Source organism: Micromonospora sp. NPDC049047, from assembly GCF_040649135.1.
Lineage (GTDB): Bacteria > Actinomycetota > Actinomycetes > Mycobacteriales > Micromonosporaceae > Micromonospora.
The window spans coordinates 277,702-301,450 of the sequence record NZ_JBEZEY010000005.1 but is presented as its reverse complement, the minus strand read 5'-3'; the positions used below and the strand labels follow the sequence as shown (position 1 = coordinate 301,450).

Genomic DNA, 23,749 nt, shown 5'->3' with positions numbered 1-23,749 from the left:
CCTACCTCCGTGTTCGACCTCCCCGGGCACCTCTCCCGCAAAGCCGACCCGACGCTTGTCGCCCGCGACGAGCGGCATTTCGCCACCATGGCGCAGCGCCTTGACCAGCTCAACGCCGAGCTGTCCGAGCGCCTTGCCGCCGAGCGCAGGGCGCCCGGCGGCAAGGGCCGGCAGGCGATGGACCGGGACGAGGAGATCCGCCGCCTGACCGGTCACCTGCGTGCGCTGAGTCGCTACGGCCTGGACCTGTGTCTCGGCCACATGGTCGCCGCGGACGACCCCGAGCCGGTGTACGTCGGGCGACGTGGCCTCACCGACAGCACGGGTCGGCGGCTGCTGCTCGACTGGCGCTCCCCCGCCGCCGAACCGTTCTTCGGCGCGACCCACGCCAACCCGATGGGCCTGGCCAGCCGACGCCGATACCGGTGGACCCGCGGCCGGATCAGCGACTACTGGGACGAGGTCTTCACCCCGGACGGGTTCGTGGGGCACGCCGTCGCGCTCGACGACCAGTCCGCCTTCATCGCCAGCCTGGGCGGCGCCCGATCCGCCCGGATGCGGGACGTGCTCAGCACCATCCAGGCCGACCAGGACGCCATCATCCGGGCGGGATCGGCCGGCGCGCTTGTCGTGGACGGCGGTCCGGGCACCGGGAAGACAGTCGTCGCACTGCACCGCACCGCCTACCTGCGCTACGCCGACCCCCGCCTGGGTCAACGCCGGGGTGGGGTGCTCTTCGTCGGGCCGCACCAGCCCTACCTGGCCTATGTCGCCGACGTGCTACCCAACCTCGGCGAGGAGGACGTGCAGACCTGCACCCTGCGCGACCTCGTCGAGGAGGGCGACGCGGCGATCGTCGAAGCCGACCCGGAGGTGGCTCGACTGAAGTCCTCGGCGGAGCTGGTCGGGGCGATCGACGCGGCGGTCCGGTTCTACGAGGACCCGCCTGTCACACCGATGACGGTCAGCACCGACGAGGCCGACATCCGGCTGGACGCCGACGACTGGGCCGACGCGTTCCAGGCGCCGGGGCCGGGCACCCCGCACAACGAGGCACGCGACGAGATCTGGGCGGAGTTGCTCACCATCCTCGTCGGCAGGTACGACGGCGACGAGCCGGACGACGTGCTGCTCAGGTCGCTGTCCCGCAACCGGGAGCTGCGCACCGCGTTCAACAGCGCCTGGCCGGTGCTCGACGCGGCCGACCTGGTCGGGGACCTGTGGTCGGTGCCCGCGTACCTGCGCACCTGCGCGCCCTGGCTCAGCCCGGCGGAGGTCCGCAAGCTGCGGCGCGACGACCCCCGGGCCTGGACCGTGTCCGACCTGCCGCTGCTGGACGCGGCCCGGCGGCGCCTCGGCGACGCGTCGGGACGCCCGCAGCGCCACGACCGCGTCGCCGCTGTGGAACGCGAGCACCGGGCCCGGGTGCTCGACGAGTTGCTCGCGGCCGACGCCTACGACGACGGCGAGGGCCTGCTGACGATGCTGCGCCAGCCCGACCTGCGCGACGCCCTGGCCGACGAGTCGGTGGCACCCGCCGCCGACCCGGACCTGCTGGCCGGCCCGTTCGCGCACATCGTCGTGGACGAGGCCCAGGAGCTGACCGACGCGCAGTGGCAGATGCTGCTGGCCCGGTGCCCGTCGCGCAGTTTCACGATCGTCGGTGACCGCGCGCAGGCCCGACACGGGTTCACCGAGTCGTGGCAGGAACGCCTTGAGCGGATCGGGCTCGACCGGATCAGCCTGGCCTCGCTGAGCATCAACTACCGGACCCCGCGGGAGGTCATGGCGGAGGCCGAGCCGGTCATCCGGGCCGTGCTCCCGGACGCCAACGTGCCGACCTCCATCCGGGGCAACGGGCTCCCCGTCCGGCACGGCTCGACGGCCGAGCTGGGCGCGATCCTCGACGCCTGGCTCACCGAGCACCCCGAGGGGACCGCCTGCGTGATCGGCGACCCGGCGTTCCGGCCCACGCCGCGCGTCCGATCGCTGAGCCCCGAGCAGGCAAAGGGCCTCGAATTCGACCTGGTCGTCCTGGTCGACCCGGACGCGTTCGGCACGGGCGTCGAGGGTGCGGTGGACCGCTACGTCGCGATGACCCGGGCGACCCAGCGACTCGTCATCCTGACCGGATCCTGAGGGCGTGCGACGGGTCACCTCCATGGCGGGCGGACGCGCCTACTCCCCGCCCCGCAACGACTCGCGGACATGCCGGCGGGCGTGATGGATCCGGGACTTCAGTGTGCCGACCGGAATGCCCAGTTGCCCGGCGATCTCCTGGTAGTCCAGCTGGCACAGGTCCCGCAGCACGAGTGCCGTCACCAACTCCGGCCGGTGTGCCTCCAGCCGGTCCAACGCGTCGAGCAGGTCGAGACGCGACCCGGCGATGACGCTCGTCGTGCGCGGGTCGACCACCTCGACGGGCAGCAGCGCGCCGGGGCGCTCGGCCGCCCGTCGCCGCAGTGACCGATAGGTCTGCCGGGCACAGTTCGCGACCACGGTGTGCAGCCAGGTCGAGAAGAGCGACCGACCCTCGAATCGCCCGATGTGCCTGGCCACCTGCAGCAACGCGTCCTGTGCCGCCTCCTCGGCGTCCTGCCGGCAGGGTAGGAACCGACCACACTGGTCAAGGACCCGCGGACCGATCGCGGCCAGCAACGCGTCGAGGGCCGCGCTGTCGCCGGTCGCCGCCCGGCGGGCCAACTCCTCGATCGACGACGCCTCCACCACCGCGCTCCCCCGCTCGTGCGACACCGCAGCTCCGGTTGCCGGATAATACGGCCGTGTCCATCCCGCCGCAGATCGGCAGGTACCGCGTCGCCCGCCCGGTCGGCGCCGGTGCGTTCGCCACAGTGTGGCTGGCGTACGACGACGAGTTGCAGGCCCCCGTGGCCGTGAAGGTGCTCGCCGAGAACTGGTCGCAGCGGGCCGACATCCGGGCCCGTTTCCGCCAGGAGGCGCGGTTCATGCGGCAGGTCGACTCCGACCACCTGGTCCGCGTGTTGGACATCGGCGAGCTGCCCGACGGCCGGCCATACCTGGTGATGACGTACGCCGGCGGCGGCACGCTGGCCGATCGGCTGGCCGACGGCCCGATGCCGGTACGCGAGGCGCTGCGGACCGCCGCCGACATCGCCAGGGCGGTGGCCGTCCTGCACGACAACGGGGTGCTGCACCGCGACCTCAAACCCTCGAACGTCCTCTTCGACACGACCGCCGCCGGAGGCCGGGTGCTGGTCGCCGACCTGGGGCTGGCGAAGGCGCTCGCGCACGCCTCCGGGTTCACGCTTGTCGCCGGCACGCCCGGTTACATGGCACCGGAACAGCTCGTCGCGGGCGGCCCGCTGGACGCCCGCGCCGACGTGTACGCGATCGGTGCCCTGACCCAGCACATGATGACCGGCCTGCCACCGGGGCAGCCGATGGAGGCGGCGTCGCACGTGCCGTCCACTGTCGAGCGGGTGGTCCGTCGGGCCCTGCATCGCGATCCGGACCGCCGCTGGCCCACCGCTGCCGCGTACGCCACAGCGCTGGAGGGCCTGCTCGCCGTCCGGACGCGTCCGGGCCGGCCGGCGCTGCGACGCACCCGCCGGGCCCTCGGCACCGTCGGCGCGGCGGCCACGACGCTGGTCCTTGCCGGTTCGTCCACCGCCGCCGCCACCCCACCGGGCTGGACCCGGGTACGCGACGTGACAGGCACCGTCGCCGTCGCCGTACCCGACGACTGGGCCCGGCAGCTGCGCGACGGCGGCTGGAGGCCGGCGGTGGTCGGTCTGCCCGGCGGCCACGCCCCCGGCCTGCTCGTCGGGCCGGACCTCGCGGTCTGGGCGGACGTGGACAGTCCTACCTCCGGGGTGTTCGTCGGGGTGAGCCCGGCACTCACCGGCACGGCCGTCCAGCCCACACTGCCCGACCACCCCGGTTGCACGCGTGCTGCCGACCGCACGATCACGGTCGGCAGCCTCCGCGGGAGCGCCCGGCGCTGGACGCGGTGCGCCGACACCGCGACGTCCTTCAGTGAGGTCACCCTGATCGCGGCCGGGGCCACTGTCGGCGTCTACGTCCAGGTCAGACAGACCGGTGGCGCCGATCGCACCGACGAGATCCTGGACACGCTACTGGTGGACGGCGCGACGGCCACCCAGGGTTAGTACCGTTCCCAGTTCCCGCTGCCGTCGGCCTTGCGCCACCGGCGGGTCTCGGTGCCACCGTCGAGTCGGCGGACGGTGGCCTCCACGTTCTGGCCCACCAGCCGGTACGAGACGAACGTCATGACCTGGGCGCCGGAGGAACCGGGCGCGTCTCCCTTGATGACCGGCCACGCGTACCGTCCCCGGCCGTTGTCCGAGAGCTGCACGGGCACGAGCGCCTGGCGTCGCGCGGCGTTCGGGTTGCCCAGTTCGACGAGGACGAGCGCGTCCTCGGTCGACGGCGCGTTCGCCGGCTCCTCGACGATGAACTCGCCGTACACCGGCCGCGCGCCGGCCGGCAGGATCCGGCACGGCACGTCGAACCCGTTGGACCCGTTGCGGAACGCCACGGAGTCGTCGGACTCGCCACAGAAGTCAAGCTTTCGGATCACCGCGTTGGGCCAGTCGGTCCGCCTGATCTCGCTCACCTGGGCGGCCGGCCCGGAGGTGCTGGTGCCCGGCGCGTCCGGGGTCGGGCTGCCGGTGGTCGGCGCGCCCGAGCTGGCGGTCGTCGGTGCGGTGGACACCGACGGGCTCGCGCTGCCGGAGGGCGAGCCGGCGGGCGCCGCGTCGCCGCCGACCCGGTCGACCGACGTCGTGCAGCCGGCCACGAACGTCACGGTGAGCGCCGTACCGACAAGCAGTTTTCCGCGCATGGGCGGTCCTTTCCTCTGCGGGGTCTGTCACCGGATTCGATACCCCGGGGCCGGCGCTGGTTCACGGATCGAGCGTGGATCTTTTGACCGTCGGTGCACCCGGCCCTCCTCCTCAGGTCGTAGAGGCATTGCCGTCCCGCGCCAGATGGTTCGGCGCGTCCGGTCGAACAGGCTGGTGTCACGGCATCGGGTGACGCCGTCCGGACCCGCTCCGGACACCCGGTCGCCGGGGAAGGCACCGGCAGACATGCGCTTTCGCACAGTTCTTCGACAGCACTCGCCCCGACCCACGGCAACTATCGTCCGACTCGGCGCGATGCTGGCGGCCACGGCCCTCGTCGCGGTGAGCACCGCGGGCTGCGGCGCGTCGCCCGACAGTCCCGCCCCGCCCGTCGACACTCCGGCCGCTCCCGCCGGCCCGGGTGGCACCGGCCCGGCCCTGACCGACACCGACGCCAACGCCTGGCTCGACGGCCTGCTGCCGGCCGCGTTGGACCGCACCGGCATCGCCGGCGCGACTGTCGCCGTCGTGGCCGACGGCAAGATCATCACAACCCGGGGGTACGGCTACGCCGACACCGGTGACGGCGGCGCGGGAGCCGTGCCGGTCGACCCGGACCGGCATCTCTTCCGGATGGGGTCGGTGTCGAAGCTCGTCACCGCCACGGCCGTCCTGCAACTCGTGCAGAGCGGCAAACTCGACCTCGACGCCGACGTCGAGACGTACCTCGATTTCCGCCTGCCGCGAAGCTACGAACGAGCCGTCACCCTGCGGCACCTGCTGACGCACACCGCCGGTTTCGAGGAGCGGATCGCCGGCCTCATCGGCACCGACGACAACGCCGTCAACCTGCGCCGGGCGCTGGTGACCGACCCGCCGGAGCAGATCTACGATCCGGGCACGGTCCCGGCGTACTCCAACTACAGCAACGCGCTCGCCGGTTACATAGTGGAACGCGTCAGCGGGACGCGCTTCGAGGAGTACGTGCAGCGCAACATCCTGGACCGGGCGGGCATGCCGTCGTCGAGCTTCGAGCAGCCCCTGCCGGCGTCGCTGCGCGACCGGATGTCAAAGGGGTACGACACCTCCGACGGACCCGCCGCGCCCTTCGAGATCATCGGCACTCCCCCGCCCGGCGCCCTGAGCGCCCCGGCGACGGACATGGCGCGGTTCATGCTGGCCCAACTCGGTGAGACTGTCGGTTTCGAACCGTTGCTGGACCAGCCGACCCGCGAGTTGATGCAACGCCCGGCACTGGACGCGACATCGCTCGGCACCCTGGCCGACGGACCCCGGATGACGCTCGGTTTCTTCGACGAGAGCCGCAACGGCCACCGGATCCTCGGCCACGGCGGTGACACCACGTACTTCCACACCCACCTGCAGATCTACCCCGACGACCGGGCCGGCATCTTCCTCTCCCTCAACAGCAACGGCTCCGGTGCCCTCGCCAGTCACGACCTTCGCCAGTCGGTGGTGAACGGCTTCGCCGACCGCTACTTCCCCGCCCACGACGGGCCGCCGAGCACCGCCGTCGACCCGGCGACCAGTGCCGAGCACGCCGCGCTGGCGGCTGGCACGTACGAGTCCTCACGCGCCGTGCGCAGCAACTTCCTGACCACCATCGGCCTTGTCGGTCGTACGACTGTGAGCGTCGTCGACGACGACCGGTTGCTGTTCGAGCCGGGTCCGCTGTCCGACTCGCCGGCCCGTTACGAGGAGGTGTCGCCCTGGGTCTGGCGCGAGGTCGGTGGCCAACGCACTATCGCCATGCGGGCGACCGACGACCGGGTCGAGGCGATCGGTTTCGACTCCGCGTTCGCGCTGCTGCCTGTCGCACCCGCGCGCGGCTCCGCACTGGCCGTCCCGGTGCTCGCCGGGTCGACAGTCGTGCTGCTGCTCACCGTCCTGTCCTGGCCGATCGGCGCGCTCGTCCGCCGCCGGCTCGGTCGCGCCCCCCGCGAGCGGGCCGGGCGCACCGCGCGGATCCTGAGCCGCGTCGCCGTCGCCGGTACGCTCCTCGCCTTCGCCGGCTGGGTGCTGGCCGTCAGCAGCATCATGGGCCTGCGGGACGTTCCCGGCACGGTCCTGCGCATCGTGCAGGTGCTGCAACTGGTCGGCCTGCTCGGCGTGCTGCCCGCCGCCGTCCGGCTGGTCGACGACGTCCGACGCCACGTCGGCTGGCAGAAGATCGCCGGCAGCGCGCTGCTCCTGCTCGCTCTCGCCGGTGCGGGCTGGTTCGCCGTGGAGTTTCGGCTGCTCGCGCCTAGCATTTCCTACTGACCCGCCCGACCCGGGACGATCCGGAGCAAGGATGCGTACCGCATGAGTGACCACACGGGCACCGAACCCGGCCCGCCGCGACTGATGAGGTGGCTCGACGGGCGGCTCACCCGACTCGGCGTGGCGGGGGTGTTCCCCCGGGACTGTCTGCTCGCGGTGGCGCTCACCGTAACGACATTCGTCCTTCTGACAGTGCTTGTCTGGTTCGTGGCACCGCAGGACGGGGTGTCCTTCGACCCGACGCGGGCGTGGCTGCTCGTCGCCGTCTGCTGCGTCCAGGCGATGCTGCTGTGCCTGCGTCGGGTCCGCCCACTGCTCTGCCTCGCGCTCGTCGTCGGCCTCCAACTGCCAGTCATCGGCGTCTCACTGCCCGAGGCGACCGTCCGGGGCATCGCACCGTTCGTCGTGGCGTACACCATCGGGTCGGTGCTGCCGTTGCGGCGCGCGCTGCTGGCCGTCGGCGCGGCAGTGCTTGTCGAGTCGGTCGGGGCGGCCCTCATGGTGACCCCCGATCTGCTGACAGCCGTCACGTACCTCTCCGCGAGCGCTCTGACCTACCTCAGCGCGACATTCGTCGGCAGGTACGTGGCCACGTCCCGGCGCTACGTCGAGTTGGTCCAGCTACGGGCCCAGGAGGCGATCCGGGAACAGCAGACGAAGATCCAGGGGGCGATCGGCGCGGAGCGCACCCGGATGGCCCGGGAGCTGCACGACGTGGCCGCCCACCACCTGTCCGGCATGGTCGTGCAGGCGGCGGCTGTCGAACGATTGATCGAGCGGGACCCGGCAGCCGCGAAGGCCGGGGTGGCCTGGATCCGGAGCCAGGGCAAGGAGACCCTGGACAACCTGCGACTTGTCGTCGGTGTGCTGCGTGGCCGCCCGGGAGCCGAGGGCGGCGACGGTGCCGCACCGGTGCCGGGCCTGGCCATGCTCGACGATCTGGTCCGCACCGTCGGCGCCCTCGCCGGTCCGGTCGAGTTCGTCCGCGAGGGGCGGCAACGCGATGTCTCGCCGATCGCCGACGTCGCGCTCTACCGGATCGCGCAGGAGTCGCTCAGCAACGTCCGCCAGCACGCCCCGGGTGCGGTGGCGCGGGTGGTGCTCCGCTTCCTGCCCCGCTCGGTGGCGCTGGAGGTGGTGAACGAACCCACCGCCCGGCGTACCGTGCCGGCGGCGCGGACCGGCGGTGTCGGCCTGGTCGGCATGCGCGAGCGCGCGCAGCTGATCGGAGCGACGTTCGCGGCCGGCCCGACCGCGACCGGTGGTTGGTCGGTCACCGTGACGCTACCGACAAACGATCCCGTCGCGTCGCAGCCCAACGGAGAGGCCCCGGCATGATCAGAGTGATGCTCGTCGACGACCAGGCGGTCGTGCGCGCCGGCTTCCGCGTCATCCTCGAAGAGGCCGGGGACATCGAGGTCGTGGCGGAGGCGTCGAGCGGTACGGCCGCCGTCGAGTTGGCCCGTCGGCTGCAACCCGACGTGATCTGCATGGACGTCCGGATGCCGCACGGTGACGGGCTCACCGCGACCCGACAGATCGTCGCAACCGCCACCGCACCGCCACCGGCGGTGCTGGTGGTGACGACGTTCGACCTCGACGAGTACGTCTTCGGCGCGCTGGAGGCCGGTGCCAGCGGATTCATCCTCAAGGACTGCGAGCCCGACGACCTCATCGAGGCGGTGCGTAAGCTCGCCGGCGGGTACGGCCTCGTCGACCAGGCCGTCACCCGCCGGGTGATCTCGGAGTTCGCCAGGCGCACCCCGGCGCCCCGCTCGGACGCCGCGGCGGCCCACCAGCTCACCGCACGGGAAACCGAGATCGTGGAGCTGCTCGCCCAGGGGTTGTCCAATGTCGAGATCGCCGATCGGCTCTTCATCGAGACCAGCACTGTCAAGTCGCACCTCGGGCGGGCGATGGGCAAGATCGGCGCACGGGACCGGTTGCAGACCGTCGTGTGGGCGTACCAGAACGGGGTGGTCCACCGCTGAGGGTCCGTGTCGGTTCAGGTGGCCCAGGTCCGCCCCGCTGTCGCGGCGGGGGCGACAGCGGGGCGGCCGTCGGTCACCCGATACAGGTGAGCGTCAACCCGTCGGGCACCACGCTTGTCGACACGACCAGGCCGAGCCTCGCCACACCGTTCGGAGCCAGCGTTCCGTTGTACGTGGCGTTGCGGACCGTGACGTCGGCACCCACCGTCTCCGGCACGCCACCCCAGATCGTCTCGATCCGCTCGTCTCCGGACCACCGCCACGAGACGCGCCACCGGTCCAGCGGCTGGCTCCCGATGTTCTGGATGGTTGCCGTGACGACGAAGCCACTGCCCCAGTGGGCGTCGATCGTGGCGGTGGCCCGGCACGACGTCAGCGGAGCGGTCCTGGTCGACGCGATCACGAACGGATCCCGCCGGCCATCGACGTCGGTGAACCGGTACCAGTACTCGGTGTCGGGCGTCAGCCGGTCGATCGTCACAGTGCCGGTGCGCTCCGGCCCGGAGACGGCCGACGCCACCGGCGCCCGCCACTGCTGGGCGTCCTCGCGGCTGGCGAAGAGGCTGACGGTCATCGGCGGGTCGTAGCCGCAGGGCGGCCGGAAGAAGATCGAATACGAGATGGTCACGCTCGTGGTGGTGACCCCGGCCACGCCGACGGTGATCGGTATCGCCGGCGGGCAGGTGGGCGCCGGCGTGGGCACGGGACTGGGTGTGGACATGGCCGCCGGCGCCGGTGCCGACTCGGTGACGGCGGTCCCGGCCCAGCCGGCCAGTGCCATTGTCGTGACAGCGAGGAAGGTGCGAAGCATCGGTGCCTCCGTGGTTCGCCGGGCACCGGTGACCGAGGTGGTGGCCGGTGCCGCGCTCGGGTGTCCGGCTGCCGACGAGGGCTGCCCGGCACGGGTGGCCACGCCACCTCGTGCGCCCCGCGGGCCGGAGAAGTTGTGGTGCGCGCTGGCTCCCAGGCACTACCGAAGCACAGCATCGCACTCGACCAACATCGATACAAGGAGATGGCGTCGGGCCGGCCGCGGCGGGCAGTGCGCGAATCCGCCCCGCACCGGCGACACCGGGGCGAGGCGAATTCGTGCCGGACGGACCGGTCAGTGGCTGCTCGGTGGAGGTGACGGTGTGCCCGGTCCGGATACGGTTGCCGCCGAGGCATGGGCTGCGCCGGGTGCCAAAAACTTTTGTGCACTTCCTACAACTGAGCGACGGTGGGTTCGGTGGTTGCGCCATAGCGCTGGCCGCCGCCAGCCGGAAGGGTGATCACTGCTGGGAGCCGTCGTCTCGCGGCACGCAGTTCTGAGGTCTAGCTAAGGGGTCAGTCGGGTGTTCAACCGTGTCGCCATCGTCAACCGAGGTGAAGCCGCCATGCGGCTCATCCACGCGGTCCGCGAGCTGGCTGCGGAAACCGGCAGAAGGCTCGAAACCGTCGCTCTCTACACCGACGTCGACCGCACCGCCACCTTCGTCCGCGAAGCGGACATCGCCTACGACCTCGGTCCGGCCTCCGCCCGCCCGTACCTCAACCACGCCCTGCTTGAGCGGGCGCTCATCGAGACCGGGGCCGACGCCGCATGGGTCGGCTGGGGGTTCGTCGCCGAGGATCCGGCCTTCGCCGAGCTGTGCGAGAAGATCGGCGTCACCTTCGTCGGACCGAGCGCGGACGCCATGCGCCAACTCGGCGACAAGATCGGCTCGAAGCTGATCGCGGAGAAGGTCGGCGTGCCGGTCGCACCGTGGAGCCGTGGCGCCGTGGAGACCCTGGACGCCGCCCGTGCCTCGGCGGCGGAGGTCGGCTACCCGCTGATGCTGAAGGCGACCGCAGGCGGCGGCGGACGCGGCATCCGCGTGATCCGCGACGAGGCCGAGCTGGTGGACGCCTACGAGCGCACCAGCCAGGAGGCGGCGCGGGCCTTCGGCAGCGGCATCGTGTTCCTGGAGCGCCTGGTCACCGGCGCCCGGCACGTCGAGGTCCAGGTCATCGCCGACGGGCAGGGCACCGCGTGGGCGCTCGGCGTCCGGGACTGCTCGGTGCAGCGACGCAACCAGAAGGTCATCGAGGAGTCGGCGTCGCCGGTGCTCGATCCGGCCCAGGCCGCCGAACTCAAGACGTCGGCCGAGCGCCTGGCCATCGCTGTCGGCTACCGGGGGGCGGCGACCGTCGAGTTCCTCTACCACCCCGGCGACCGACTGTTCGCATTCCTCGAGGTCAACACCCGCCTGCAGGTCGAGCACCCGATCACCGAGTTGACCACCGGTTTCGACCTGGTCAAGGCGCAGCTGCACGTCGCCTCCGGCGGACGCCTCGACGGTGCGCCGCCGGCCGAGCGCGGGCACGCCATCGAGGCGCGGCTGAACGCCGAGGACCCCGACCGCGACTTCGCGCCGTCGCCGGGCCGCATCGCGCGGCTGGACCTGCCCAGCGGCCCGGGCATCCGGGTGGACACCGGCGTCAGCGAGGGCGACACCATCCCGGCCGACTTCGACTCGATGATCGCGAAGATCATCGCGTACGGCCGCGACCGCGACGAGGCGCTCGGCAAGCTCCGGCGGGCGATGGCGAACACCACGGTGATCATCGAGGGCGGCGCGACGAACAAGAGCTTCGTGCTCGACCTGCTCGACCAGCCCGAGGTCATCGACGCCAGCGCGGACACCGGCTGGATCGACCGCGTCCGCGGCGAGGGCCGACTCGTCACGCACCGACACTCCGCTGTCGCGCTCGCCGCCGCCGCCATCGAGGCGTACGAGGAGGACGAGCGCATCGAGCGCCAGCGGCTGCTCTCGACGGCGTCCGGGGGACGCCCGCAGGTGCAGCACGCCAGCGGCCGACCGTTGGACCTCAAGCTGCGCGGCGTCGGCTACCGCACCCGCGTGGCGCGGGTCGGCGCGCACCGCTTCCGGGTCGGCATCGAGGCGGGCGCCGCCGTGCGCACCGCGGACGTCGAGCTGGACCGCTTCGACAGGCACACCGGTCAGATCGTCGTCAACGGCATCCGGTACCGCCTGCTCACCGGCACCCACGGGCCGACCCACCTGGTCGAGGTGGACGGCGTCACGCACCGGGTCAGCCGCGACGAGGGCGGCGTGCTGCGCTCCCCGATGCCCGCGCTTGTCGTCGCCACGCCACTGGAGATCGGTGCCGAGGTCGAGGCGGGCGCACCGGTGCTGGTGCTGGAAGCGATGAAGATGGAGACGGTGCTGCGGGCGCCGTTCAAGGCGCGCCTGAAGGAGTGCGCCGTCTCGGTGGGCAGCCAGGTGGAGGCGGGTGCGCCGCTGCTGCGCCTGGAGCCGCTCGCGGACGAGGCCGCCGAGACCACTGCCGGACCGACAGGCGAGGCCGTCGAACTGGACCTGCCCACCGCCGCCGAGGACATGCCGGCAGGCGAGCGCAGCAGGCGCGGCCAGGAGAACCTGCGCGGCCTGCTGCTCGGCTTCGACGTCGACCCGCACGACGACCGTCGGGTGCTCGACGGCTACCTCACGGCCCGTCGGGCCGCCACCGAGGCGGGCCCCCGGCCGCTGGCCGCGGAACTCGATCTGATCGAGGTGTTCGCCGACCTCGCCGAGTTGAGCCGCAACCGGCCCACCGGCGAGGACGGCGGCGCCGCGCACGTGCACAGCGCCAGGGAGTACTTCCACACCTACCTGCAGAGCCTCGACGTCGAGCGGGCCGGGCTGCCGGACGCCTTCCAGGCGAAGCTCGCCAAGGCGCTCGGCCACTACGGTGTCACCGACCTGGAGCGTTCCCCGGCCCTCGAAGCCGCCGTCTTCCGGATCTTCCTCGCCCAGCAACGGGCCTCCGCCGACGCCACTGTCGTCGCGACGCTGCTGCGCACCTGGCTGCGGGAGACCCCGCCGGACGAGGCACTCCGCGAACCCGCCGGCCTCGCGCTGGAACGGCTGATCGCCGCCACGCAGGTCCGCTTCCCCGCGCTCGCCGACCTCGCCCGCGGCGTGGTGTTCGCCTGGTTCGCCCAGCCGCTGCTGCGCCGCAACCGCGCCCGCGTCTACGCCGGGGTCCGTGGGCACCTGCGGCACCTGGACGCCCACCCGGAGGCGACCGACCGCGCCGAGCGCGTCGCCGAGATGGTCCGCAGCACCGAACCACTGGTCCGGCTGCTCGGCCAGCGGCTCGTCCGCGACCACCTCGACAACGCGGTGATGCTTGAGGTGCTGACCCGGCGTTACTACGGCAACAAGGCGCTCACCAGCGTGCGTACCCAGAAGGTCGCGGGCTGCACGTTCGTGGTGGCCGGGCGCACCGATTCCAGTGTGGTCTCCGCCGCGGTGCGCTTCGACGCGCTTGGCGGCGCGCTGCGCGGCCTGGCCGAGCTGGCCACCGGCGAGGACGCCGTCGACGCCGACATCTACCTCGGCTGGGAGAACCAGCCGGCGGACTTCGACGCGATGGCGGCGGCGTTGGCCGAGGTCGTCGCCGCGCACCCGTTGCCGCCGCAGGTCCGGCGGGTCACCACCACCGTCGCCGGTCGCGGCGGGGCGGTCATGCACCACCACTTCACCTTCCGCCCCTCCGGCGACGCGATGACCGAGGACCGGCTGATCCGTGGCCTGCACCCGTACATCGCGCAGCGGATGCAGCTGGAGCGGCTGCACAAGTTCGACCTGACCCGGCTGCCGTCGTCGGACGAGGAGGTCTACCTCTTCCAGTGCGTGGCGCGCGAGAACCGGTCGGACGAGCGGCTCGTCGCGTTCGCGCAGGTGCGTGACCTGACCGAACTGCGCGAGCAGGACGGCCGCCTGGTCGCCCTGCCGACCACCGAGGACGCCATCGCCGCCTGCCTCGACTCGATCCGCCGCGCCCAGTCGCTGCGGCCGTCGAAGACCCGCTTCAACACCAACCGGATCGTGGTCTACGTGTGGCCGCCGAGCGAGCTGACCCGCGAGGAGATGGAGATGATCGCCGGGCGGGTGCGCCCGACGACAGCGGGGGCCGGCCTGGAGGAGATCCTGTTCATCGCGCGGCAGCGCGACCGCCGCACCGGCGAGCTGACCAAGATCGCCGTACGGATCTCGTTCGACGCCGCGGGCGGCGCGGAGCTGGCCGTCGGCGAGCCGCCGGTCGAGCCGATCGAGCCGCTCGACGAGTACCGGCTCAAGGTGCTCCGGGCCAGCAGCCGCAACACCGTGTACCCGTACGAGCTGACCGGCCGGCTCGGCGACTTCGTCGAGCACGACCTCGACGACGAGCACGTGCTGGTGCCGGTGCAGCGGCCGAAGGGGCGCAACAGCGCCGCCATCGTGGCCGGGGTGGTCACCACGCGCACCGAGCGGCACCCGCAGGGCGTCACCCGGGTGGTGCTGCTCGGCGACCCGACCAAGGCGTTGGGCGCCCTGTCGGAGCCGGAGTGCCGGCGCGTGATCGCCGCACTGGACCTCGCCGAGCGGATGAACGTGCCGCTGGAGTGGTGGGCGCTCTCCGCCGGGGCACGCATCTCGATGACCACCGGTACGGAGAACATGGACTGGGTGGCCGCGGCGCTGAAGCGGATCGTCGAGTTCACCCAGGCCGGCGGTGAGATCAACATCGTGGTCGCGGGCATCAACGTCGGCGCGCAGCCGTACTGGAACGCCGAGGCGACGATGCTCATGCACACCAAGGGCATCCTGGTGATGACGCCGGACTCGGCGATGGTGCTCACCGGCAAGCAGTCGCTCGACTTCTCCGGTGGCGTGTCCGCCGAGGACAACTTCGGCATCGGCGGCTACGACCGGGTGATGGGGCCGAACGGGCAGGCGCAGTACTGGGCGCCGAACCTGACGGCCGCGCGGGACGTGGTGATGTCGCACTACGACCACACGTACGTCGCGCCCGGTGAGGACGCACCCCGGCGGGCGGTCACCACCGACCCCACCGACCGCGACATCTCCGACTTCCCGCACGACGTGGCGGGCAGCGCCTTCCGTACCGTCGGGGAGATCTTCTCCGTCGCGCACAACCCGGACCGCAAGAAGCCGTTCGACATCCGTACGGTGATGCGGGCCCTCTCCGACCAGGACCACCCGGTGCTGGAGCGTTGGGCGGGCATGGCCGACGCGGACACCGCTGTCGTGCAGGACATCCACCTCGGTGGCATCCCGGTGTGCCTGCTCGGCATCGAGTCCCGGTCGGTGCCGCGGCACGGCTTCCCGCCCACCGACGGCCCGGACACCTACACGGCGGGCACGCTGTTCCCCCGCTCGTCGAAGAAGGCGGCGCGGGCGATCAACGCGGCCAGCGGCAACCGGCCCCTGGTGGTGCTGGCGAACCTGTCCGGCTTCGACGGCTCACCGGAGTCGATGCGCAAGCTGCAACTGGAGTACGGCGCCGAGATCGGTCGGGCGATCGTCAACTTCGACGGGCCGATCGTCTTCTGTGTGATCTCGCGCTACCACGGCGGTGCGTTCGTGGTGTTCTCGAAGGCGTTGAACCCGAACATGACGGTGCTCGCCCTGGAGGGTTCGTTCGCGTCGGTGCTCGGTGGCGCACCCGCCGCCGCTGTGGTGTTCTCCGCCGACGTCAACGCCCGTACGGCGGCCGACCTCCGGGTGCGGGACCTGGAGGCGCGCGCCGCCGCCGTGGCTGGCGCCGAACGCGCCGCGCTGACCGCGGAACTCGACGAACTACGCGCGTCGGTACGCGCGGAAAAGCTCGGCGAGGTGGCCACGGAGTTCGACAGGGTGCACAACATCCAGCGCGCCGTGGAGGTCGGCTCGGTGGACGCCGTCATCCGCGCCGCCGAGCTACGTCCGCGCATCATCGAGGCCATCGAGGCCCGGCTGGGGTAAGGGCGGCGGGACCGGACCGGGACGAGAGAGGGCGCCGCGCGGATCTCCGCGCGGCGCCTGCTCGACGACCGCGACCGGGATGGCGACGCTTGCCCGTCGAGTAGGCGGCCTCAGCCGGTTCGTCGCTCGTGGCTCGGGTCGGTGTCGGCCTGCCAGGCGGCGACGAGATCCTCCCGCGCCCGGGCGACCCGGGAACGGATGGTGCCGACGGGGCACTGGCAGACGTCCGCCGCCTCGGCGTAGGACAGGCCGAGGACCTGGGTGGCGACGAACGCCTCCCGCCGCTCCCGGCTCAGACCGGCGACCACCTGCTGGAGGCTGACCCGCTCGTCGGCGCTGGCGGTGATCGCACCGGCGGCCTCGGCCGCCGCCTGCCAGTCCGGCACCGACGCCAACCGTGGCCGGGCGACCACCGTCCGGACGTGATCCACGGCGACGCGCCGCGCGATGGTGAACACCCAGGTACGCGCCGACGAGCGCCCGGCGAAGCCGGGCAGGTTGCGGAATGCCCGCAGGAACGTCTCCTGGGTCAGGTCATCGGCCTCACCCGGCCCGGCCAGGTGCGACACGAACCGCCAGACCTGGTCCTGCAGGGCCCGGACGAACTCCGTGGCGGCCTGCCGGTCGCCCCGGCCGGCCTGCTGCGCCCAGCGGGTCACCTGGTCGTCGTCAGCGGCGCCGTTGCGCACAGACCACCGTCCTTGGTGCCACGGGCGCTCCTCTATGCCGAGATGCCGTCGTCGGTTCGCGCCGCTCTGCCGCGCACTCTGGTGGTCGGCCTCCGGTCCGGAAAAGTTCCCGGGACTCCCCGATTGGCTGACACCGCCGCCGCACCGCGGCCGACACCGGGGCCACGACTGCGGACGCGAGGGGCCCGCCAGCCACGTCGAAGAACCGCCTGCGCGGCTAACGAATAGCTGACATCTGGCGACCAGGCTGACCGGCATGCGAAACGCGAAGGTGAAGATGACCGGCGTGGCGGTCCTGCTGCTGTCGCTCGCGGCCTGCGGCGGCGACGAGGCGGGGTCGGGGCCGCAGGTGGCCGCGGTCCCGGGCGCGACCACGTCGGCGAGTGCCGGCCCGGCCGGTTCGAACAGCGGCGCCGACCGCCAACTCCCTCTCGGCGCTACCAAACAGGAGGTCGACCGCCTCTACGGCGCCTATTACGCCTGCTGGACGCAGCACGGTGTGCCCTCGGCACCGGCGGCGAACGGAAACGGCGGCCCGCTGCTCAGTTACAAGAAGGACACGAAGAAGTATCAGCCGGCCGTGGACGCCTGCGCCGACAAGGAGCCACTTGCCGCTCCGGAACTCGACCCGCACCAGAACCCGAACTTCGCCGACGACCTCCGCGAGCAGCTGCAGTGCGTCCGGAACCACGGCCTGTCGATGGAGATCCGGCAACCGGGCACCGACAACGCCGGTATCTGGGTCGCGCCGGAGACGAAGGCCAACCTCGAGAAGGCGAACAGCGACGCGGGGATGGAGATCCAGCGTCAGTGCGAGATCTCGGCCTTCACGGCGAAGTGACAGACAGTGCGGACGAGAACTCTCATCAGCATGATTTTCGGCGCGCTCGCGCTGGGCGGCGTGGTCTACGCCGTGCACGCCAGCGGCGGCAGTGACTCCCGGGCCGCCCCGCCGGCCACGTCCACGGTGGCCACGGCCGAGGTGGTCCGCACCGACCTCTCCGACTACTGGACCGAGAGTGGCACTGTCGGCTACCGCAGGCAGCGCGCCCTGCGTGGTGTCGCGCCCGGGGTGCTGACCTGGCTGCCCCAGCCGGGCACGACCATCGCCCGGGGCGACACGCTGTACCGATCCGGCGACCGGCCGGTGACCCTCTTCTACGGGTCGTCGCCGATGTTCCGCGACATCGACGTGGTCGGCATGGTCGGCCGCGACGTCAAGGTGCTTGCCGACAACCTCCGGGCGCTCGACTATCGGATCGGGTCCCAACCCGCACCGGGAAGCCGGGTGACCGTCCAGGGCGGGCCGCCACCGGCCACGAACGACCAGGACGCTCACGGGGAGGCCGACAGGCCGGACTCGACGCCGACAGCCTCCGGTGCGGGGGCGTACCAGACCGTCGTGACCAGCCAGGACGCCGTCTTCACCCGATCGCTCAAGGACGCCGTGAAACGCTGGCAGGCGGCCAGGGGGATCCGTCCGGCCACCGGCACCGTGACACTCGGCGACATACTGGTGCTGCCCGGTGCGGTGCGGGTGGGCGTGGCGTCGGCGCAGCTCGGCGACGACGCCACCGGCAACCTGATGGCGATAAGCGACCAGACCAAGGTGGTTTCCGTCGAGATCGACGCGAGCCGGGCCGACGACCTCCGGGCCGGGCAGCAGGTGCAGATCACGCTCCCGGACAGCTCGCACACAGGCGGCACCATCAGCTCGGTGAGCAGCAACGTCCAGGCCGGCTCGTCGGACGGCGGCGATCCGGGCCCGGAGGGCCCGAAGGTGCAGGTCGTCGTCGCGGTGGACAACGCCGCGGCGCTGGAGAACATCAGCTCGGGCACCGTCGAGGTCCGGTTCACCGGCACCACCGAGCACAACGTACTCGCCGTTCCGGTCGGTGCGCTGCTCGCGCTCAGCGGCGGCGGTTACGGCGTCCAGATCTCCGACGGCGCCCTGACCGCTGTGGAGGTCGGCCTGTTCGCCGACGGCATGGTGCAGATCACCGGTACCGGCATCACCGTCGGTACCCGGGTGGTGACGACGTCGTGACCCCGGTGCTGGAGATCGACAACGCCACCCGGCGCTACGGTGCGGACGTGACGGCGCTGCGCGACGTCTCGTTACGGATCGACGCTGGGGAGTTCGTGGCCATCCTGGGGCCATCCGGGTCGGGCAAGTCCACCCTGCTCAACATCATGGGCACGCTGGACCGGCCCACCGAGGGCCGGGTGCTGCTCGGCGGGCGGGACGTCACCACCATGTCCGACCGGCAGCTGTCCAGCCTGCGCGGCCGCTGGCTGGGTTTCGTGTTCCAACAGTTCCATCTCACCGATGGGCTCACCGCTACCGAGAACGTCGCGACCGGCCTGCTCTACGCCGGCGTACACCGCCGGCACCGTCGGGCGCGGGCCCTGGCGGCACTGGATCGGGTCGGCCTGGCCCACCGCGCCGACCACCACCCGCAGGCGCTCTCCGGCGGCGAACGCCAACGGGTGGCGATCGCCCGGGCGCTTGTCAACCAGCCCGCGCTGGTGTTGGCCGACGAGCCGACCGGGGCGCTCGACGTGGCCACCGGTTCGGCAGTGCTCGACCTGCTGACCGAGCTGAACCGGGGCGGGACCACAATCGCGCTGATCACCCACGATCACCAGGTCGCCGCCCGGGTGCCCCGACAGCTCCGCATCCTGGACGGCCGCCTGGTGTCCGACTCCGCGGTGAGCGGTGCGTCAGCATGAGGCGTACCCGTCACGCGGCGAGAGTGGACCGGGACGCCGCACCGGTCCGGCTGGCCCCGGCCGACCTGGTCGCTCTGGGCCTGCTCGGCATCCGCACGCGCACGGCGCGCGCCGCGCTGTCGGCGCTCGGCATCGCCATCGGCATCGCCACACTGGTCCTGGTCACCGGGATCCCCGCGTCGAGTCAGCGGGCGCTCGAGGAGAAGCTGGCCGCCCTGGGCACCAACCGACTACAGGTCACTCCGGCGCCCAACCGCGAGCCACCTGTCACACTGCCCGTCGAGTCGGTGGACATGGTGTCCCGGATCGCGCCGGTGACGGTGGCGAGCGCGACCGCCGACTTCGGGCTGAACGTCGCCCGTTCCGACCGGACCGGCCCTGGCGACTACAACGCGATAGCGGTTGTCGCCACCAGGACGAACCTGCTGGCGGCGATCGACGGCCGGGTCCGCTCCGGCCGTTTCCTGGATGCCGCGATGGAACGCCTGCCGACGGTCGTCCTCGGCTCGGTCGCCGCCCAGCGGCTCGGTTTCACCACCGTCAACCTCTCCCAGCCGGTTCAGGTCCACCTCGGCGGGCAGCGGTTCAGCGTGATCGGCATCCTCGACCCGGTGCCACTCGCGCCGGAGATCGACCGATCGGCGATGATCGGCTGGACGGCGGCCACCCGTTGGCTGCGCTTCGACGGGCATCCGACCCGGATCTATGTGCAGACCACCGACGCCCAGGTGGTGGCGGTGCGCTCGGTCCTGGCCGCGACGGCGAACCCGGAGCACCCGAGCGACGTGTTTGTCAGTCGCCCCTCGGACGGGCTCGCCGCCAAGCAGGCGGTACGGCAGACCTTCAGCTCACTGCTGCTCGGGCTGGCCGGGATCGCGTTACTCGTCGGCGGCATCGGGGTGGCCAACACGATGTACATCTCGGTGCTGGAGCGGCGCCGCGAAATCGGCCTTCGCCGGGCTCTGGGCGCGAACCGGGGCCAGGTGCGCATCCAGTTCGTCACCGAGTCGATAGTGCTGTCGGCGCTCGGCGGAACAGCCGGGGTGTTGGCCGGCGCGGTGGCCGTCGCGGGCTACGCCGCCCTCCAGCACTGGCCGGTGACCATCCCACCGGCGGCGGTCGCCGCCGGGCTGGGCGGTGCGCTGGTCATCGGGGTGTTGGCCGGGGTCTATCCGGCGATGCGGGCGGCGGCGCTCGACCCCACCGAGTCGCTGTCCAGCGTCTGAGCTGTCGTTAGGAATCTGTCAGGTCGGGCCGGGAATCGGTGCGGTGCCGCACCGGCGACCTATCATCGCCGGCATGTGTGCGATGGTCCTGGTCGCTGACGACGATCCGCGGCACGCGGAGGGAATCCGCCGCTACCTGGTGGCCGCCGGTCACGAGACGATCGTGGTGCACAACGGACGGGCGGCGCTGGACGCCGCCCGCCGGGACCGGCCCGACCTGCTGATCCTGGACGTGATGATGCCGGAACTGGACGGCTTGCAGGTGTGCCGCACGCTGCGGCAGGAGTCGGACGTCCTGGTGCTCATGCTCACCGCGCGCAGCACCGAGAGTGACCTGCTGCTCGGCCTGGAACTCGGCGCCGACGACTACCTGACCAAACCATTCAGCCCTCGGGAGCTGGTGGCCCGCACCCGCACCCTGCTGCGCCGCGCGTCCCGGGGCGCGTCCGAGCGCCCCGCCCGGGGCATCCGGCGGGCCGGTCGGCTCAGCGTCGATCCGGTCGGGCACCACGTGACCGTCGACGGCGAGCGGATCGAGTGCACCCGTGGCGAGTTCGCCATCCTGGCCGCCATGTCCGAGCAGCCGGACCGGGTCTTCACCAGGGCGCAACTGCTGCACCACACCCGTGGCATCGACCGCAGCTCGACCGAACGCACAATCGACGTCCACGTGCTGAACCTGCGCCGCAAGATAGAGGACGACCCGAAACGTCCCCAGCAGTTGCTCACCGTGCACGGTGTGGGTTACAAGCTCACTGCGGGCCCGACGCCGTGAGCAGGGACCGGGTGCCGCTGCGGCACAGCCTGGTGACCCGGCTGCTCGTCGCCTCCGTGGTGATCGCGCTGGCCGCGATCTCGGCTACCGCCTGGCTGGCGGCGACGACCACCACCCGCGCGATCAACTACGAGCAGGGCGGCGCTGTCGCCGACGAAAGGGCCGTCTACCAGGCGCTTGTCGGGTACGCGGCCACCCACCACGACTGGTCCGGGGCCGCCGACCTGGTGCACGCGCGCGCCGCGGAGCTGGGCCGGCGCATCACGCTGACCACCGACGACCACAAGATCATCCTCGACTCGCAGGCCGGGTCGGCGCTGCGGACCATCCGGCCTTCGGCAGTGGTCGATCCACTCCAGGTCGACCTGGGCCTGACCGGCGGCACCGAGCACATCGACGAGCGGGCCGTCGGACCGTACGTCGTGCCGGCCGAAGACCGGTACGTGCTCAGCGAGGTGGCCAAGAACACCCTGACCTGCTTCAACAAGATGGGTTACGACGGCGTCATCGAGACCGCGAAGACCGGCCGCCCGAGCGTCGTCCTCACCACCGTGCGCGCCGAGGCCGAGCGGCCACTGACCCGGTCCGTCACCGAGGGCTGTGGGTTCGAGCTCGACAGCCTGGTCAGTCCCGCCGAGAGGAAGGCGCTCCAGACGCTCACCACCCTGACCGCCCGCTGTCTCAGCCTCGGCGACCGCGCCAACCAGTTGCGCATCACGCCGACCTTCGCCGCATATCTCGGCGATTCAGCGGTCGTCCGGACCGCGCACGAGGACATCGAGGTGAAGCCGCCGTCGTTGCTCAAGCCGGCCGGGCCGGCCGGCGTCGTGCAGGGCTGCATCGAATCCGGGCGCCGAACCCAACTCCGGCCGTACGTGGCGCCCCGCGCACTGCTGTTCGTCACGGCACCCGGCACCGGCCGCACCACGCTGAGCCTGTCCGACGGCAGCATCGGACGGATCGTGGCGGTCACCGGCGCAATCCTGCTCGCCACCGTCGCGGCGACCGTCCTGGTCGGGCGGCGCCTGGTGCGACCGCTGCGCGACCTCGCCGTCGCGGCCGACCTGCGCACGCCCGCCCCGGTGTCCGGTCGCGACGAGATCGGCCGGTTGGCGCGCGCCCTGAACGACTCCGCGCAACGCCGGGAACGGGCCGAGGCACAACGCCGAACCATGGTCAACGATGTGGCGCACGAGCTGCGTACCCCACTGAGCAACATCCGTACCTGGTTGGAGGCGGCCCAGGACGACCTGGCCCCGACCGACGCCCAACTGCTGGCGCTGCTGCACGAGGAGGCGCTGCTGCTGCAGCACATCATCGACGATCTCGGCGACCTCGCGGCCGCCGACGCGGGCACGCTGCGGATCAACCCGGAGCCGACCCACCTGCGGGACGTGCTCACGCACGTGGTCGACAGCCACCGGGGCGGCGCGCTCGCGGCCGGGGTGCGCCTGGAACTCACCGTCGTGGGCGATCCGGTGGTGCACGCCGATCAGGTACGCCTGCGACAGGTGGTCGGCAACCTGATCTCGAACGCCATCCAGCACACCCCGCCCGGCGGTTCGGTGACTGTCGGCGCGAACGGCACTACCATTTCCGTACGGGACACCGGCAGCGGCATCGCTGCGGCCGACCTACCGCGGATCTTCGACCGGTTCTGGCGGGCCGACGAGTCGCGCAGTCGGGTGACCGGCGGCAGCGGGCTCGGCCTGGCGATCGCCCGCCACCTGACCGAGGCGCACGGCGGCACGATCGAGGTGGCGAGCGAGCCGGGTCGGGGCACGCTCTGCACCATCCGACTACCGGATCCGGCGTGACCCGGCGCCCGTAGGAGCAACGGCGCGTTCATCGCCCACGCGGCGGGGCCTGACGCGAAGAAGTCCTACCTGCGCCGCTCAGCAGCAGCGCGGGGCGGCTTCACCGCCGGCCGACTCGCCACAGCGGCACTCCTCGGCACCCGCCTTGGCGAGGGTGTCGGCATCGGCCTTGACGGTGTAGACCTCCCAGGGCTCGTTGCCGGGGCCGTGCACCCACACCTTGTCCTGGAGGGCGTAGCAGCATTCGGTGTCGTTCTCCTCGAGCGTGATGAGCCCGGAATCGGTGAGACGCCTGGTGGCCGCGTTGACGTCGGCGGTGGAGGGCACCTCCACCCCCAGGTGGTCCATGACCGTGGGCTGGTCGGCCTCACCTTCGATGAGTACGAGCTTCAGAGGCGGGTTCTCCACTGCGAAGTTGGCGTAGCCGGGGCGGCGCTTGGCCGGCTCGACGCCGAACAGGTTCGAGTAGAAGACGATCGATCCTTCGAGGTCGGAGACGCGAAGGGCGAGCTGGACACGGGACATGGAATGCCTCCTGCTGGTGGACACCGCACTGCTGTCTAGATGAACTTCGAATCAACCCCACTGTTG

At 71.9% G+C, this 23,749-nt stretch carries 17 protein-coding genes; 12 read left to right on the top strand and 5 right to left on the bottom strand.

Features of this window, described 5'->3' with window-relative positions:
- Positions 1 to 9 precede the first annotated feature (9 nt).
- A complete protein-coding gene (helR, locus tag AB0B86_RS11265; protein WP_357401868.1) occupies positions 10 to 2,139 on the top strand; it encodes an RNA polymerase recycling motor ATPase HelR in 2,130 nt (709 codons plus the stop codon).
- Between the two features lie 39 nt (positions 2,140 to 2,178).
- Here the strand turns inward: helR and AB0B86_RS11260 are convergent, their stop codons facing one another.
- On the bottom strand, positions 2,179 to 2,754 hold the full coding sequence (locus tag AB0B86_RS11260; RefSeq protein ID WP_357401870.1) for an RNA polymerase sigma factor: 576 nt from the start codon (positions 2,752 to 2,754) through the stop codon (positions 2,179 to 2,181).
- A gap of 29 nt (positions 2,755 to 2,783) precedes the next feature.
- Between AB0B86_RS11260 and AB0B86_RS11255 the strand changes: the two genes are divergently transcribed.
- A complete protein-coding gene (locus AB0B86_RS11255; protein WP_357401872.1) occupies positions 2,784 to 4,151 on the top strand; it encodes a serine/threonine-protein kinase in 1,368 nt (455 codons plus the stop codon).
- On the opposite strand, the gene AB0B86_RS11250 is transcribed toward AB0B86_RS11255, so the two are convergent.
- A complete protein-coding gene (locus tag AB0B86_RS11250) occupies positions 4,148 to 4,846 on the bottom strand; it encodes a hypothetical protein (protein WP_357401874.1) in 699 nt (232 codons plus the stop codon). The genes AB0B86_RS11255 and AB0B86_RS11250 overlap by 4 nt on opposite strands.
- A gap of 316 nt (positions 4,847 to 5,162) precedes the next feature.
- Between AB0B86_RS11250 and AB0B86_RS11245 the strand changes: the two genes are divergently transcribed.
- From AB0B86_RS11245 to AB0B86_RS11235, 3 genes are read left to right on the top strand one after another with little or no spacing between them, the layout of a single operon-like run.
- A complete protein-coding gene (locus AB0B86_RS11245; protein ID WP_357401876.1) occupies positions 5,163 to 7,130 on the top strand; it encodes a serine hydrolase domain-containing protein in 1,968 nt (655 codons plus the stop codon).
- Positions 7,131 to 7,172: 42 nt separating this feature from the next.
- Positions 7,173 to 8,468, top strand: coding sequence for a histidine kinase (locus AB0B86_RS11240; protein WP_357401878.1), 1,296 nt, complete (start codon positions 7,173 to 7,175; stop codon positions 8,466 to 8,468).
- Positions 8,465 to 9,121 (top strand): response regulator transcription factor, encoded by a 657-nt coding sequence (locus AB0B86_RS11235; RefSeq protein ID WP_357401880.1) that lies wholly within the window; start codon positions 8,465 to 8,467, stop codon positions 9,119 to 9,121. Before AB0B86_RS11240 ends, AB0B86_RS11235 begins: the two co-directional genes overlap by 4 nt.
- Positions 9,122 to 9,194: 73 nt before the next feature.
- On the opposite strand, the gene AB0B86_RS11230 is transcribed toward AB0B86_RS11235, so the two are convergent.
- The gene (locus AB0B86_RS11230; protein WP_357401882.1) at positions 9,195 to 9,932 is read right to left on the bottom strand and encodes a cellulose binding domain-containing protein; all 738 of its coding nucleotides are present in this window, start codon (positions 9,930 to 9,932) and stop codon (positions 9,195 to 9,197) included.
- A gap of 523 nt (positions 9,933 to 10,455) precedes the next feature.
- On the opposite strand from AB0B86_RS11230, the gene AB0B86_RS11225 reads away from it, so the two are divergent.
- On the top strand, positions 10,456 to 15,918 hold the full coding sequence (locus AB0B86_RS11225) for a carboxyl transferase domain-containing protein (protein WP_357417556.1): 5,463 nt from the start codon (positions 10,456 to 10,458) through the stop codon (positions 15,916 to 15,918).
- Between the two features lie 110 nt (positions 15,919 to 16,028).
- Here the strand turns inward: AB0B86_RS11225 and AB0B86_RS11220 are convergent, their stop codons facing one another.
- Entirely contained in the window at positions 16,029 to 16,607 is a 579-nt protein-coding gene (locus tag AB0B86_RS11220; protein WP_357401886.1) for a sigma-70 family RNA polymerase sigma factor, read from the bottom strand.
- A gap of 256 nt (positions 16,608 to 16,863) precedes the next feature.
- Between AB0B86_RS11220 and AB0B86_RS11215 the strand changes: the two genes are divergently transcribed.
- The 6 genes from AB0B86_RS11215 to AB0B86_RS11190 all read left to right on the top strand — a co-directional run bounded on the left by AB0B86_RS11215 (position 16,864) and on the right by AB0B86_RS11190 (position 23,158).
- A complete protein-coding gene (locus tag AB0B86_RS11215) occupies positions 16,864 to 17,448 on the top strand; it encodes a hypothetical protein (RefSeq protein ID WP_357417553.1) in 585 nt (194 codons plus the stop codon).
- A 30-nt stretch (positions 17,449 to 17,478) separates the two neighbouring features.
- Positions 17,479 to 18,654: an efflux RND transporter periplasmic adaptor subunit gene (locus AB0B86_RS11210; RefSeq protein WP_357401890.1), complete on the top strand. Its 1,176-nt coding sequence runs from the start codon at positions 17,479 to 17,481 to the stop codon at positions 18,652 to 18,654.
- A complete protein-coding gene (locus tag AB0B86_RS11205; protein ID WP_357401892.1) occupies positions 18,651 to 19,340 on the top strand; it encodes an ABC transporter ATP-binding protein in 690 nt (229 codons plus the stop codon). The genes AB0B86_RS11210 and AB0B86_RS11205 overlap by 4 nt, the downstream gene beginning before the upstream one ends.
- A complete protein-coding gene (locus AB0B86_RS11200) occupies positions 19,337 to 20,566 on the top strand; it encodes an ABC transporter permease (RefSeq protein WP_357401894.1) in 1,230 nt (409 codons plus the stop codon). The genes AB0B86_RS11205 and AB0B86_RS11200 overlap by 4 nt, the downstream gene beginning before the upstream one ends.
- Positions 20,567 to 20,639: 73 nt before the next feature.
- Positions 20,640 to 21,341 (top strand): response regulator transcription factor, encoded by a 702-nt coding sequence (locus AB0B86_RS11195; RefSeq protein WP_357401895.1) that lies wholly within the window; start codon positions 20,640 to 20,642, stop codon positions 21,339 to 21,341.
- Positions 21,338 to 23,158, top strand: coding sequence for a HAMP domain-containing sensor histidine kinase (locus tag AB0B86_RS11190; RefSeq protein ID WP_357401897.1), 1,821 nt, complete (start codon positions 21,338 to 21,340; stop codon positions 23,156 to 23,158). The genes AB0B86_RS11195 and AB0B86_RS11190 overlap by 4 nt, the downstream gene beginning before the upstream one ends.
- A 78-nt stretch (positions 23,159 to 23,236) precedes the next feature.
- On the opposite strand, the gene AB0B86_RS11185 is transcribed toward AB0B86_RS11190, so the two are convergent.
- Positions 23,237 to 23,683 (bottom strand): ArsI/CadI family heavy metal resistance metalloenzyme, encoded by a 447-nt coding sequence (locus tag AB0B86_RS11185; RefSeq protein WP_357401899.1) that lies wholly within the window; start codon positions 23,681 to 23,683, stop codon positions 23,237 to 23,239.
- Between the last annotated feature and the right edge of the window lie 66 nt (positions 23,684 to 23,749).

Excerpts from the sequence above, each read along its gene's own strand:
- AB0B86_RS11250 (WP_357401874.1), bottom strand. The coding sequence starts at position 4,846 with ATGCGCGGAAAACTGCTTGTCGGTACGGCGCTCACCGTGACGTTCGTG.
- AB0B86_RS11245 (WP_357401876.1), top strand. The coding sequence starts at position 5,163 with ATGCTGGCGGCCACGGCCCTCGTCGCGGTGAGCACCGCGGGCTGCGGC.
- AB0B86_RS11240 (WP_357401878.1), top strand. The coding sequence starts at position 7,173 with ATGAGTGACCACACGGGCACCGAACCCGGCCCGCCGCGACTGATGAGG.
- AB0B86_RS11235 (WP_357401880.1), top strand. The coding sequence starts at position 8,465 with ATGATCAGAGTGATGCTCGTCGACGACCAGGCGGTCGTGCGCGCCGGC.
- AB0B86_RS11230 (WP_357401882.1), bottom strand. The coding sequence starts at position 9,932 with ATGCTTCGCACCTTCCTCGCTGTCACGACAATGGCACTGGCCGGCTGG.
- AB0B86_RS11215 (WP_357417553.1), top strand. The coding sequence starts at position 16,864 with ATGCGAAACGCGAAGGTGAAGATGACCGGCGTGGCGGTCCTGCTGCTG.
- AB0B86_RS11210 (WP_357401890.1), top strand. The coding sequence starts at position 17,479 with ATGATTTTCGGCGCGCTCGCGCTGGGCGGCGTGGTCTACGCCGTGCAC.
- AB0B86_RS11200 (WP_357401894.1), top strand. The coding sequence starts at position 19,337 with ATGAGGCGTACCCGTCACGCGGCGAGAGTGGACCGGGACGCCGCACCG.
- AB0B86_RS11195 (WP_357401895.1), top strand. The coding sequence starts at position 20,640 with ATGTGTGCGATGGTCCTGGTCGCTGACGACGATCCGCGGCACGCGGAG.
- AB0B86_RS11185 (WP_357401899.1), bottom strand. The coding sequence starts at position 23,683 with ATGTCCCGTGTCCAGCTCGCCCTTCGCGTCTCCGACCTCGAAGGATCG.